Origin of the sequence: Desulfogranum marinum (genome assembly GCF_016918565.1) — a bacterium.
Taxonomy (GTDB): Bacteria; Desulfobacterota; Desulfobulbia; order Desulfobulbales; family Desulfobulbaceae; genus Desulfogranum; species Desulfogranum marinum.
Map to the genome: position 1 here is coordinate 16246 of NZ_JAFFQD010000051.1, position 13413 is coordinate 29658.

Sequence of the window (13413 nt, forward strand, 5' to 3'; positions counted from 1 at the left end):
TTTGAAATTGTCTATGAAAAAAGACTGGAAAGGTGCTTGCGAGATATGGCTGAAAATAATAAATGAATGAAAAAAAAAATAATGCCAAAACATACTGCACGTACAATTAATTGTCCTGAATGTGGCGAAATTTGTTTTAGTTGGAGAGCTATGTGTATCGCTTGTGGAGCAAATTTGAATCCTGAGGAACCAAATGAACAGGATTCCACTAAGGAAACTACACAAGGCGCAATGTTGACTAGCTGCCTCGAATGCGGACATAAGATCTCGAAGAGAGCCTGCATATGCCCTCAGTGCGGAGCAGTACAATCTCAAAAGTGTTCAATTTGCTCAAACAGCATTCCTATCTCTTCAATCACTTGCCCCCAATGTGGCGATCCTGAACCATTTTCTTCGCAACATGATACCTTAAGCGTTGGCCAAGATTCTACTGCTAAAGTAATTCAGCAGCGACAAAACACTGAGGTTAAATCAGAACGTTCCGATAGCATGATGGAAGTTGATGGGCCTCCCGACACTGAATACATACCTGTAGAGCAATTTGCAAAACTGACGGGTGAGACAGAGCAAGGAGCAATAGAAGGTATTAAAAAAGACTACTATGAAGGTAAAAGGGATGGGGGAGAGTGGTTGATAAAATCTAGCATGGTATCTCTTCCCATTTACTCCAGCTCCTTCAGTAAAATTATTAATGTAGCTAAGCCCTGCCCTAAAACACAAAACGATAAAGATACTAAATATATATCCGTAGCTCAATTTGCAAGAGAAACGTCGCAGACTGAGCAGGAAGTCCTTGATGGCAACAGAGCAGGCTACTACTCGGGATTGTTAAGAAACAACACTTGGGTGATAAAAGCGGATATGGTTAGCATTCAACCATATTCTAAATACTTGCAGTACCTGCAGGCAAAGGCGAATATTATGGTTCCAAATTTAGCACCTGAATTTAACCTGAGTTGGTTTCTTTTTTCTTTTGACGGTCGAATTGGAAGGCAATCGTTTTGGTGTGCTTATCCTATTATTTTCTTTTTGGGTCTAGCATTATCTGTATCTGGTGAATTTATAAAAGAATCACAAAATATGACTGGGTTGTTTATTATTGTCGTTTTAACTTTTCTATTGTTGTGGCCATCATTAGCCATTCAAGTAAAACGTTGGCACGATAGAAACAAATCAGGGAATTGGGTTCTGCTAAACTTAATCCCAATAGTAGGTTCTATGTGGGTTATAATTGAACTAGGTTTTCTAAAAGGGACAGAGGGTAATAATGTTTATGGTGACGATCCATTATCAAAATAACCATTTTCTAAAAAAATAATGATCATGGCATAATTAGTCACTTCAGTAGGCTGAAGAAAGTAAAAACATCCCTCTCCGAAACCTTTTATAGACGAAATAGTTGTAGGGTAAATACATTGAAGATCGTAAAGAAGGATGTGGAAGGGGTTGGTTTTGCTATTCACTACGATGAAGTGCTTAAACATCTAAACGAGCATGGCTTCTCTGCAACTCAGGGAACTGAGGTGGCTAAAGCACCAAAGAAGAAAGTAGAGAAGAAGCCCGTTAAAGCCTCCAGTGATATCATGAAAAAGATGCAGGATCTAAAGTTAATGCATGATAGTGAGCTGATCACAGATAAGGAATACGCTCAGAAGAAACAAAAGTTGCTTGGGGCGATGTAGCGCATGTATTGAACAAGAGCAACTAGGTTTTACACTATATAATCTAGAGCCACATTTGAACCCTGTACCACCCACATGACATTTCTGTAACTTCTGATATATTGGTCGGTTTGACAGATATCGATAGTTAAATGAGCCTCTTTTAAGGGAAAGCTAAAGAAAGTCCCCGGGGGGCCTAATCTTTCGGGTGAGAAGAATGTGTCGTCTGCAGTATATGAAAGTGTTTCTTCGTACAATTCTATCATACTCGCTCGCCTTTAGTACTTTTTGACCCTTGCTAGAAAAGCCTTAACAGTTTGATATTCAATACTAATCTATAAACTCTTTCTTATCAGCTATTATTTCTAATCCATTAGTAAGGGCCGATGGCCACCTAGAATCCTTTCAATAAGAATAATGGAACAGCTACTTAAAAAATAGCGTCAAAGATTCGTCAAATGGAAGGAGAGGGGCCTAGAAACACAAGAGCCGAACAGCATGCAATTGTCCTGCTCCAAGAAAGGTTGGAAAATGATACGATTTGAAGCTCATAATAGACAGTTGTATTGATTCACCAAACTAGGAGGGTAAAACCAAGATAGATGCTTGAGGCGACATATGAAAAAATCATCTTTTGGTTATGAATAACTCAAAAGTGGCCACCTTTATCTAGTATATATAGTATTTAATAAGATAAAGGTGGCCACTTTTACATCATACTTTAGTCAAGTGCTCATCCTTTACTCGACATCCACTCTCATCGGAAAAAACATTAGCTTTTAACCATTTGGAAGGAGTCACTTTACTATCAGCTCTTTTGGCGTCAAGATAGGGCCACTGCAATTGATCACCATTCTCAAAGCCCTTTGTCCTGCAGTATTGCCTAAACTTGTTTGCCCAATTTTTCTCTTGAGTACTTTCGTATACCCTGTCACTTCTCCCCTTTCTTTCCCTACTCTTTAGCTCCTCATCTGTTTTGTAATGTGAGTCTAAAGCTGAACTGAAAGGATCATACTCAAATAGTTCAACTGCATCTTGTTGGCGAACATTACTTTCAAGTAGGACTAATAGCTTGGCTGACTCCTTTACTGAGTAGGGGCTAAACAGGAGGCAATGCTGCTCCATCCCCTTTCTCATTGTCCCTCTACCAAACCCTTGCATCAATTCATCTACTATGAACCCATGTTCTACTTCTCTGATAGCATTTGGAGGCAATGGTTCGGTACTTCCCCTTTCTGCATAGATATCATGTTTGTAATTGTACCCACGTTTACGAAAGTAGTTTAGGGCAATTACAGCATCAAAGTCTTGAAACTCATTTGTCTGCTTATGCATTCCCCAGTGTATCTTTCTGATTTCCTCTGGCTTATAAGGATTTAATAATCCAGGTAGATGTTCCAGATTTAACTCTGTGCTTTTACTGGCTATTACTATAACCTTTTTAGCACCAATATGTTGCAGCCACTCCTTAGCAATTCGAAGATGTAGGTTTGGATCTTCTGCGACAGCCTCTCTCCCTGTCTTCTTAAATGGGGCAATCCAGTATACTACCTTTCCATCTCCTTCATAAGGCTCAATAGGATACTTGACGCAGCTATTTCCATACTCATGGACCTTTCTGACTGAGCGAGTTGCATCTGTATTAATGACCCTAGGCAATTTGCTAATATCGTTTTCTTTAAAAGCAAATAGGGATAGACCACCTTGCTCTCTGGATACAATAAATTGTCTTTCTCCAACCGCTCCAATGTTCATTAACTTGAGGATAAAGTTCTGTGCATCAGAATCATTCAAGTAATACCCTGTGTTGACAAATCTCTCTGAGAGCTTTGGCATCTCAATGATGACCTCCTTGACCAAGGGCCAATTGTTGAGCCTATAGAATGCACTGAGCAATCTTTTGCTAAAGTCATTGAGCCAAAGGAGTGGAAGCCCCTTTACTTTACCATTGTTCCCTGCAGCAACCGTAGAGCGGAGGTATCGAATACAATCCTTAGCATCATCTGAGATTAACAAAGATTTGTACATCGCCTCATCAAATATGAAGAGATGTCGCTCTTCTCCCTGGAACGAGAAGAACTGTTCCTTAAAATCATTCCTCCTCACGACATGATGGGTATGTATGATGATTGGAGCCTGATCCAATTCAGGAAAAGGAGTTCTCTCTTTGCTATGCCTTATCTTTAGGTAATCAGCGGGCTCATATGGGAATTCCACCCTATCTGCTGTTTCCCAATCCCTCCATTGACGATCCAATCGTTCAAGTAGCCAGTTCTTATGGTCGTCTATCTCATCTATCTTGAAGCAGGAAAGGCTGATGGGAACTACTCGCTTACTTTGATACAGCCAGAGGATAACATGGCGGATAACTTGGGTCTTACCGTGACTCGGTGGCAACTCAATGGAGTAGCGACCTCTATGTCCATCAAGCATATGCAGATAGAGAGATATCATCTCCCTCCATTGATCGAGAAGAAGTCTTTCACTGTGGTACTCCTCGGTAAAGGTTTTTACCATCATCTGCAGAACTTCTTCAGTGTCATCATGAAGAGGGAGCCTTTCTGCTCCCTCAGGTACTGCCTCTGAGCTATGAGCAGCCTTGAGTTGCCTCAAGAGGTATTCTTCACCTGAGAGTGTACTGATAATGGAGCCATCGTCCTTCAACTTCCATGTCTGGCCACCATGAGCAAAAGAGTGTATTACAGGGACTCCGCTCTCTGGATTGAAATAAAGTATGGTCTTCTCTTCCAGGCTTCCTTCAAGAGGATGCTGGATAGCGATTGGTTCGATTTCGTTACCACTCAGGAAGGCAGCCATGGAAATCCTTAGCACCTCTGCAACATCAATTTCGCCTCCATCATCTTTTAGCAGAATAGTTCCAGGATGTAGGTTACCGCCATCACGGATAGCTTTATATTCAACAAGAGAAATACCCTTATCTGCTGCAAATCTTTCACAAATTCCATCCGCTTCTGCTTCCTTTTCCGATCTGGCTTGAGCTACCGCCTCAGAAGCATCTACAAGCTCAAGGAGCCCCTCTAGTTCTATCTCATCAATCTCCCTCTGTACTACTCTAATATCGCGCTCAGGAGCCTCAAAATCATGACATATAGGGCCACTGATGAAATCAAGTCTAGCCTTATCGTATACAGCACCATCAAAGAAGGTACGATTAAGTATACTACCTGCCTTGGATACCTTGCAGAAGCCATACCCAGCATTGAAAGCGCGTAGAAACAGGTTGTCCATAGCCTGCTTTACGATGGCCATCCTTTTTACTTTGAAGTAGAGGTGAAAACCCTTTTTGCCTCCAATGCCATTGCTGGTACTGGTAGCAAAGACATAGGTTGCTTGACCAAAAGGGGAGTAGAGTGTTTCCAACCTTTTAACGACTTGCTGTTCCGTTAAATCCTCATCGCAATCAATGAATAACCACCCTCCTTTATCAGGGTAATCAAAATAGTTTTTGGTTCTACTGATTACTCCTTCATTGGGTTTTTCGTTTCCGCTGGTGACAATTGTTCCAGCTTCGTAACCAAAGGGTAATGAGTAGCAAAGAGCCTGATTGTGGCTAAGAGAGCTAATTAGGTGAGCAAGGTCTTCGTGGGTTGGGATATCACATACCTCGAATGATCCGCTATAAAAGGAGGAACTTCCTTTCCTCCCATCACTCCAAAAAGATTTTGTCAGAGTGCTATCGCTGTTGAATAGGGTTAATTGTGCCAATTTTTTTCCTTCTTAATTGTGCGTTACTTGTCTAGCTTAGAAAATAATGCGTAGTGACTTTAGAAACTTTGACTGCCTTTGTTCTGTGTCCCTTGCTATTTTTTAGTAGGAAAGTAAAGGCGTGATCATTTTCTACTACTACCTAGGAGATGGAAACTGTCATATCAGTCTAGACTTGTACTAGGTTACTTTTACCCCCTCTTAGCGTGGCTCCCTTTTCCTGTTAATTCTTTCAACTACCTCATTTGGAACGAACCACATATCCCCTCGTTTTTCCCCTGGATACTGTCCATTTTTTATCTTTCTAATGACATCCTCAGGCTGTTGTCCGGTACACATCGCACAGATAATGGCGGACTTATGATGGAATCTATATTCTTCTTCTTCTTGAGAGGTTGTAAATTCACCTTTGTCGCACTCTGATAAACTATCATCTGGATCAAGTTGACAAGAACTGCTTGCTTGTTTTATTCCAACGGTTATTCCATATTTTCCCTTTAGGTCTTCATATTCAGATAACCAATTTTTAAAGGACTCATCCCAGTATTTTTCAACTTCATCTGTCCTGAACGCATTCGATGGGTAGCCAGTATGTTTTTGGCAAGAAAAATCGAGGCTAAATACTTCATCTTCAAGACTAGCAGTATCTTTTTTGATAGCCTTTAACGCATCATCTGCATTCCACATCGCTTTAGTCAAACTTTTCTTTGCTTTCCCCATAGCACCATGAACAGAGCTATTTATTTTTGAAGGGGATTTGAAGACACCTTGTCCTGATAAATATTTATCAGCATCAAGAAACTTTTTAAAAGCCTTCTGGATCTGGCTATTCATGGCGTCACAATGATATTCAAAATCGTTTTTTGAAGAACTCTTAAATATACCAAACAATGCACTCTCCTTATATTTGTTTATCATTTCATGCGGTTAAGGCCGAAAAGTATTCTCTAGTTGATACAGGTAATGATTTCTCCGATTACATAGTTATCCCGGACTAGACAGATTCCTTCTTCTCCAGCAAGATTGTCCCAGCTGTCTTTGTCAGTGCAATACTCATAAAGCTCATCTGTCATCCTCTTAAACGATAGTAATTCTTCCCATTGCCAGTTACTACTCCCAAAAGGTAGCAATGTTCCATTACGGTTTTCTGACATATGTTTTTTTTCAGCTGCTTCTACTGTTGTCATAACCCCTATTGATCCAGGAGCTCTAGACAATCTGGGTATCTCCCGGTGCTTTCGTTTTACACCTAGCGAAAAACTACTTTCTGCACAATAGTCAACTATTTTCAGTATTCTTTTTGTTTCTTTCGGTGTTGCAGGGATTGAATCTATTACGATGAATGCAACTAAATTCCATAGCCTTTCACAGTATTGCATTTCACATTCTTTTGCTTCATCTATACTACATACCGGTATTTCAATATCAGTATCTCTTGTAATCGAAAAAGCAATGCTTGATGAGCAGATGGCTGACTCGAAAGCTAACTTTTGCAATTCTTTTTCAAGTTCTGTGATTTTGTATGAATGCTTCCACAGAAGCTGGTTGAAAACTCTAACTCTGTCAACCCATTGATACTCTATGTACTCTTCGTTTTCGCAATACAAGTACTCGAACAATTTTGTCCTCATTTTCCATCCATACTGTTTGTATTTATCTTGTCGTCTTCATCTAATAGTATTTCATGCTGACCAAAAGAAGGTTCGCTGTACCTATATGTGTTGCTATGTTATGTCGATCCATGCTTGTTAAACTATAGTTGCATGTTTAGAAGATGGGTAAATGGTACGTCGAGAATATCGCTGAGGCTCTTGTAGGGGATTTTGACTTCCTGTTCTCCACATGAATATGAAGCTACAGAATAAATTGGAAAAATAATATTCAACCCCTCTTTATCGAAGACCCAGTTTGTAAATTCATCGTCTTGAGGAGTTACCTCTCGAATCACGCACTCTCTTTTTGAAAGATTCTGGTTGCAGAGGTCCGCTAGTTTCACAAGAAAAGGTGTGTTGTGGCGAAAAAGATTTTCAAGTTTAATTTCTCGTTTCTTTCTGAAGTCATAACTCAGGCCAAAGGTGACAAAAAATCCATGCAAACCACCATGGGACCAATATTGGAAGAATTCGATGCTGATCAAATTTTCATCTAAATAATGGACTTTGTATTCTAGAGAATATACTTTGTCGCAATCTTCACTAACTGCTTCACAGAAATCTTCACGTTTTAACTCCCATAGCGGTTTTTTTGACTCTTCTGGCAGCGTTGATTGGTAATATGGTTCCCATATCTTAATTGCAATATCCCTTGCTATTTGGTTGAAAATTGATGCTGAGGGATTATCTGAATCGATGTATGGATAGTTTATATTAATCTCCACCCCTTCAATATCGTTCTTAAGAATTTGCTTGGTCAGTATTTCAACTGCTTCTACAGGGGGCTGTTGTTGCAAAAAGATGCCAACTAAGAGGATAATCCAAAAAGGCTGGTAGTGATTGCTTCTGAGGCGTGAAAGGTATGCTATTAAGATACGTGCAGAGGGATTTATCTGATACATTATAGGTCAGTATTTCATTGTTTAGTAAAAGAAGGGGTAGGCTAACAATTCTTGAATTAAAAAATCACATTTTTCATCCCTACCTATTACCTTGAAAATTTTTATAAGCCTTGCTTGTGGTAAGCGATGCTAGCAAATAGTTCATAAAGACTTTGGCTGGTCTCCTAGCCTCCAGGCTCACCCTTTTGGCTAATCTCGTGTTACAATCCTGCGTATAGCTTTTGACTTCTTCTTAATCGCGAAAGGCGATCTGTCATTTCCGTGAATGTTTTCCGACTGTCTATCCCTTTGATCTGAGCATTTTATTCGGAGAGTTCAAGACTCTTGGAGTTTATCCAGCCTATCTACTTGCCACCCATGTAGTACGATAAGGAAAACCCTATTGGGTACCTCCCTTGTACTGGAGGTTATGTGAAAGATCGCTGCTAGCAAGAGGCAACCTCTGGCTAGGTTGTTGGGAGGATTAAGAAAAAGTCGCTACATTGTTTTTGTTACATGGATTCATTGTATGCTAGCCTGAATTATTTGTCAAATCCGTCTAACGTGTTGTAATCGTGATGCATTTTAGGGTGGTGAGATGCTGTCTTGGGTTCTTGGTTTCATAACAAGGAGTCAATTACCTCTGTTGATTGCCTGAGGCGTGTATCTGAAAGATGGCTATATCTTTCAGTGAGTTTGATGTCTTTATGGCCAAGTAAAGTTTTCAGGGTATAGATATCTACCTTTCCTGATGATGCTAAGAGAGAAGCGTAGGTGTGTCGTAAATCATGGAACCGTATATTAATCCCTAATCGTTTCCTCAATCTCCCCCATGCTAGGCTAAGTCCTGCTGAATATTTATGGCCAGTGGAAGAAGGGAAGACAATATTGTTAATCCTTATACTTTCTGCTTCCAGGGTTACAGCTAGAGCCTTTGCGTTAAGCGGAAAGCTAAGGGTTGATCCATTTTTGGTTTGTTCACAGGTGTATGTTTTACGTTCCAAGTCAATATTGTTCCATTTCAGATCGATTATTTCTCCCTTTCTTCTTCCTGTATATATAGCAAAGAGGATGGCAAGCGCAGCTCTCCTGTTATTCCACTTCTGAAGGTACGATACCAGCCTGTCAATTTCACCATGGCTGAGGATATTGTTTACCCTGTTATCGTGTTTTAGGAGTGGAATGCCTTTGCATGGGTTCTCTTGATGCCAGTATCCTTCCTGTATGTGCCAATTGTAAACTCTTCGAATGAGTTTGAGGATGTGGTTGATTGTTGCTGGTTGAAGACCTTTTGCTTTTGCATTGTTGAGGATTTTTTTAATTCCTTGTCTTGTCTTGAAATCATTGGGGGCAATATGGTTTTTCCATCGATTTTGATCGTCTCTCCAACTTCGTTTTTGTAGCTTGGCTTGTTCGAGATAGAGTGAAAACCTGATATGGCTCTTCTTCTTTTTGTTGAGTAATTCTCCCTCTATCAGCTGTACCTTGAATTTTGCTTCTATCTGTTTGGCAAGTGATGCTGAGGGGGTGATTTTAGTGAACCATTTACCACTTTGGCTATCTCTTACCCTCACTTGGAACTTGCTCCCTAACTTGTTGCCACACTTTGTGCATTTTTTACTGGTGAATGGATTGTCTTTCCTGCAGTTAGTGCATCTTGCGTAAATAGCCATAGTACCTCCGTGGAAACTCTGTGGAAACTATGGTGAAACTTTTTGGGGAAATTCTGGAGGTTTTGAGATAAAGTATTCTTGTAACAATTTCAGGGAAAGGTTTGTTACTGCCTGTGCTGGTGGGGTTAACTGTGATGTTTTAAAGCTGAAAAGTGCTGACGCTTAGTTAGCGTAACCTTTCAAGATTGTTCATTAAGCATTGAATGCTCTTGACTTCCGCCACCGAATAAGTAATATAGTTGGTTTCCAAATATTAAGTATCCAACCTCGCGTGCGCCCGTAGCTCAGCTGGATAGAGCATCGGACTTCGAATCCGAGAGTCGGGGGTTCGAATCCCTCCGGGCGTGCCAGTTATATTAAGGAGTCTTATCGTTTCGATTTGACTCCTTTTTTTATGCCTAGCCTTCCGTTCCATTTACCCCTTCAAGCATACCCTTCAGCTACTCCATAGCCTCCGGTGGTTACATGGTGGTTACTTTGTGTGTCTCTAAGCTTTGTTTGCCTCCTTTGTTAGTCATCCTGGCTCTATCGTTTCCTATCACAAATGGAGCAGGCAGAAGCTAGTGCTCTCATGCTCTATTCTCTATGATGTCTTTAGTTAACTTAATGACTCCAGGTTCTGCAAGGTAGATCTTAGATACCACCCTTAAAGCATTGCTTCGATCGGTATGGGGTGGCCCTTTCTGGGTTGATGGGGGGGATAGGAGTTAAAGTCTCAAGATACCCCCGGTTAGTGGAGGTATTGACCCCTCAGTCTTTGGAGTACCATATTTAACTGTCAGGTTATCCAGTAGAAGCCAGAACAACTGACGACAGGGGGCTATGGTTAGACTTTGATATCAAAGGATCGCTAGGCTTCTTTAAGGTATGCTAAGCAGCTTGGTGTTTCTCCTGCCTCTGTAGGTGTTAAGGAGTACAAGAGCAGATGGGGAGGGTGCCACAGTGATGGAAGAATTTACTATAACTGGAAGGTGATTATAGCTCCTCACTCAATAGTTGATTATGTGGTAGTTCATGAGCTGTGTCATCTGGTTCACCAGGACCACTCCAAGAAGTTCTGGAGGCTACTGGGAACGATACTGCCTGACTATGCAGAAAGGAAGGAATGGTTGAAGGTTAATGGTAGAGGTTTGAGGGTATAGGCTTCTACAGTTTAATGGCTCCAGAGTCAGTTAGGGTAGGCTGGTGTGCCACTTTGTGGTGCTCTGTTCTATGGATATCGGGTGGGGGGCTTTCTGTTTGTTCTGTTTGCCTTGGGGGTATGGGTTAAAGCTTCATGGGACTGTTGGTGTACAGGGGTGTTGAGCCTTCTTCTTTCTGATTGAAGATAAAGTTATCTAGAAAGAACAAACTTAGTTCATATGAAGATAGAGGTATATCGCTCCCTTTAAGCTTACCTAGCGATACCTGAGCCTTCAAGGTGTTTATTATGGTTGAGAAGTAGCCAGAAGCACTTATGATCTGACTGGCTATACTCTTTTCACTTGAGACGTACATATCAATGGTGAACATTAATCTGTGCTTAAGCATTATCTCATCTTGGTTCAGCTTGTTGTCACTCCTTTCTCTTAGCAAGAGATGCGCTTGTTCTAACAACCTTTTGCTCTCTCTAAATCGTTGTAACTCTCTGTTTGCCTCAGACTTGATAAATAAGATCTTCAGTCGCTCACTGTCGTCACCTGAATCCTCTGTTAGTTGACCTAGCAATTCTATAAGGTTCTGCTGGAGAGTGTCTTCTTGTTCTTGAGTTCGCTTTTTACCATCTCTAGCGATATCGTTTAGCTGCCACCAGAGGTTTAACCTAAGATACTTCTCTTTGAATAAGTCTTGATAGCTTTGGTTATCGAGAGCATTGGTGAGATCAGTTACGCTCGGCAGTTGTAATGAAGGGGTTCTATCTGGGACATTAGGAGCTGTCTCTGAGAACCAGTCATAAGTCATTGTGGGTGTAATCTCATCGAGCCATTGGAGAGAGTGGCATGATGGACATTTGATTAGCTTCCTCCAGTATTCCTGTAGAAGCCATCCCTTGTTACCTGTTCCAGCATCATAACCTTCTAATACTTCTAATCCATCGCTCCAGAAGGATGAGGAGGAGTATATGTCATTTACTCTCAGGTTATTGTCACGATAAACCTTGTGACAGGATGAACAGAGGTAGTAGTTGGTTGGTGGTGGTAGCAAACTGTTCTCCCTCTATCTGCGTTGCTGTATACACTCCCACATCTTCACATAGTTGGTGTATCCATGGGTCTTGCTTGATACTCTGCACTCGTTAACTTGCATAAAGCGCTGGTTACGTGTGGCATCTTCATATGTCAATGCACCTGACATGTATCGCTTGTATGTATCTTTGACACCAGAACTCTCTGCCCATTTCATGTACTCTGCATTAGCTTGGTACTGTAGCTGAGTACAGGTCTCGATTGCACCCATGACCTGATCTTCTTGAACATCATCCCTTCTGTCGATCATATACAAGGAGACGCATGATCCTGCAGCATTCAGACATATTGACTGTACAGCTGTGTTTTCAGGGTATAGAGATGAGCAATTAGCTCTGAGGTCACCTTCAAGGAACCTATCGCTAGCATAACTTGCTGAGCCTATAGACAAGATAAGAAGAGTTAGTGAGGTTGTTATGATCTTCATAAGATATCGTCTGTAATACGAGCCTCATACAGAGCATCAAGTTCTGTCCATCCACCATCGTAATCTCCAGCATGCTCTTTCAATATATTGTTGTGCAGCGGATCGATGATTAGCCACCGAAGGTTATACAAGTAGAGTAAACCATCTGTTTCTGTCTGATTTATAGGTGCTAGCGTCTCCAGGTGTCCCCTCCACTTGTCGTCAAACAACTGCCTGTGACAACATATAACAGAAGCTAAAGTAACATCTTCTATCCCTAGCTCTTCCTTTATCTGATCCACGGGGTAGGCTTTGTGCTCGGTGATCATCCATCTGCCTCCATTCCTGTTAACTGATAATCTTGTATACTGTTAGATCTTACTGGCTCCAGAGTCAGAATAAGTTGTTTATGATAGCCCTGAAGCCTTTCATGCGTGCGTTTGCCTCCTCTTACCCTCCTAGAGCATAGAGTATCAAGCTATATACAAAGAAACCACCAACAACAGAGGCAACATAGGCGAACATAAGGTACCCTGTAGCAGTTATCTTCCCTGTTAAATATCCAACTGCTGCTCCTATCGAAGCCCCGACTAAGGCAGATACTACATAAGTGGTTGCAGAACCCATGGGAGACAAACTGTATGGAGAGGCGTTCTTGATTATTCTTGTTCCTATGGCCGTTCCGAATGTCATAAAAGGAATGATCATCAACACTATACCTAAGAATGGCTTTCTTGGGGCTACACTGCAATCTGTTTGTGTCTCGTTAGCATGTATTTGACTGCCTGTTCCACTTGTCCTAACCCTGTCATTTACAACTGCTCCCTTGCTCAATTCGCGGTGTGCAGTACTCCTTTGGCTATTGGGGCTTACTGTCTTCTGTGGTTCAGCGGTATCGTTTGAAATGGTATTACTCTCCAGAATATCGTCACACTCGCTACACTTAGTCTTCCAAGAAAAGTCAATGGTCCCACATTTAGGACATGGGATTGTTGCAGGTTTTCTATAGTTAACTCGCTGGCTCTTGACGGTGCATTCTTCTCGGCGGCCTACGGAGTTATTTGACGTGGTCAAGTAAAAGTGGACACTTTTCTTAGGCTGCTTTTTTCAACTTCATCATTTTTTCAAAATCATTTGGACTGCGATAGCCAAGATACGAATGCCGTCTTCTGCTGTTGTAAAACATCTC

The 13413-nt window shown here is 41.3% G+C and carries 10 protein-coding genes, 1 tRNA gene and 1 pseudogene; 4 read left to right on the forward strand and 8 right to left on the reverse strand.

The genetic code is table 11. From position 1 onward, the window contains the following. Window positions 1-66 precede the first annotated feature (66 nt). Window positions 67-1299, forward strand: a complete 1233-nt coding sequence (locus JWH17_RS20190) for a zinc-ribbon domain-containing protein (protein ID WP_205224501.1) — start codon at window positions 67-69, stop codon at window positions 1297-1299. A gap of 116 nt (window positions 1300-1415) precedes the next feature. Continuing rightward, window positions 1416-1682: an SHOCT domain-containing protein gene (locus JWH17_RS20195; RefSeq protein ID WP_205224502.1), complete on the forward strand. Its 267-nt coding sequence runs from the start codon at window positions 1416-1418 to the stop codon at window positions 1680-1682. 693 nt (window positions 1683-2375) lie between these two features. Here JWH17_RS20195 and JWH17_RS20200 read toward each other — a convergent pair. The 5 genes from JWH17_RS20200 to JWH17_RS20220 form a co-directional block, all read right to left on the reverse strand. Further along, window positions 2376-5387, reverse strand: coding sequence for a hypothetical protein (locus JWH17_RS20200; protein ID WP_205224503.1), 3012 nt, complete (start codon window positions 5385-5387; stop codon window positions 2376-2378). 201 nt (window positions 5388-5588) lie between these two features. Further along, a complete protein-coding gene (locus JWH17_RS20205) occupies window positions 5589-6278 on the reverse strand; it encodes a hypothetical protein (protein WP_205224504.1) in 690 nt (229 codons plus the stop codon). Window positions 6279-6334: 56 nt separating this feature from the next. Then, window positions 6335-7018 carry a hypothetical protein gene (locus tag JWH17_RS20210; protein ID WP_205224505.1) on the reverse strand — a complete coding sequence of 228 codons (684 nt, stop codon included), beginning with the start codon at window positions 7016-7018 and terminating at the stop codon, window positions 6335-6337. A gap of 122 nt (window positions 7019-7140) precedes the next feature. Further along, window positions 7141-7941 carry a DUF3298 and DUF4163 domain-containing protein gene (locus tag JWH17_RS20215; RefSeq protein WP_205224506.1) on the reverse strand — a complete coding sequence of 267 codons (801 nt, stop codon included), beginning with the start codon at window positions 7939-7941 and terminating at the stop codon, window positions 7141-7143. Between the two features lie 599 nt (window positions 7942-8540). Beyond that, the gene (locus JWH17_RS20220; protein ID WP_205224507.1) at window positions 8541-9593 is read right to left on the reverse strand and encodes a tyrosine-type recombinase/integrase; all 1053 of its coding nucleotides are present in this window, start codon (window positions 9591-9593) and stop codon (window positions 8541-8543) included. A gap of 273 nt (window positions 9594-9866) precedes the next feature. Between JWH17_RS20220 and JWH17_RS20225 the strand changes: the two genes are divergently transcribed. Beyond that, a tRNA-Arg gene (locus JWH17_RS20225) sits at window positions 9867-9943 on the forward strand. A 525-nt stretch (window positions 9944-10468) separates the two neighbouring features. Next, a pseudogene (locus JWH17_RS24725) lies at window positions 10469-10735 on the forward strand (M48 metallopeptidase family protein); the annotation flags it as partial. A 124-nt stretch (window positions 10736-10859) separates the two neighbouring features. Here JWH17_RS24725 and JWH17_RS20235 read toward each other — a convergent pair. From JWH17_RS20235 to JWH17_RS20245, 3 genes are all read right to left on the reverse strand, one after another. Continuing rightward, complete coding sequence (locus JWH17_RS20235; protein ID WP_205224508.1) at window positions 10860-11777, reverse strand: hypothetical protein; 918 nt, start codon at window positions 11775-11777, stop codon at window positions 10860-10862. Between the two features lie 464 nt (window positions 11778-12241). Then, window positions 12242-12553 (reverse strand): hypothetical protein, encoded by a 312-nt coding sequence (locus JWH17_RS20240; RefSeq protein WP_205224509.1) that lies wholly within the window; start codon window positions 12551-12553, stop codon window positions 12242-12244. Window positions 12554-12674: 121 nt separating this feature from the next. Continuing rightward, window positions 12675-13058 carry a hypothetical protein gene (locus JWH17_RS20245; protein WP_205224510.1) on the reverse strand — a complete coding sequence of 128 codons (384 nt, stop codon included), beginning with the start codon at window positions 13056-13058 and terminating at the stop codon, window positions 12675-12677. Between the last annotated feature and the right edge of the window lie 355 nt (window positions 13059-13413).

Bases quoted from the DNA above. Each gene is read 5' to 3' on its own strand.
- JWH17_RS20190 (WP_205224501.1), top strand. From the start codon at position 67: ATGAAAAAAAAAATAATGCCAAAACATACTGCACGTACAATTAATTGT.
- JWH17_RS20240 (WP_205224509.1), bottom strand. From the start codon at position 12,553: ATGATCACCGAGCACAAAGCCTACCCCGTGGATCAGATAAAGGAAGAG.
- JWH17_RS20215 (WP_205224506.1), bottom strand. From the start codon at position 7,941: ATGTATCAGATAAATCCCTCTGCACGTATCTTAATAGCATACCTTTCA.
- JWH17_RS20210 (WP_205224505.1), bottom strand. From the start codon at position 7,018: ATGAGGACAAAATTGTTCGAGTACTTGTATTGCGAAAACGAAGAGTAC.
- JWH17_RS20220 (WP_205224507.1), bottom strand. From the start codon at position 9,593: ATGGCTATTTACGCAAGATGCACTAACTGCAGGAAAGACAATCCATTC.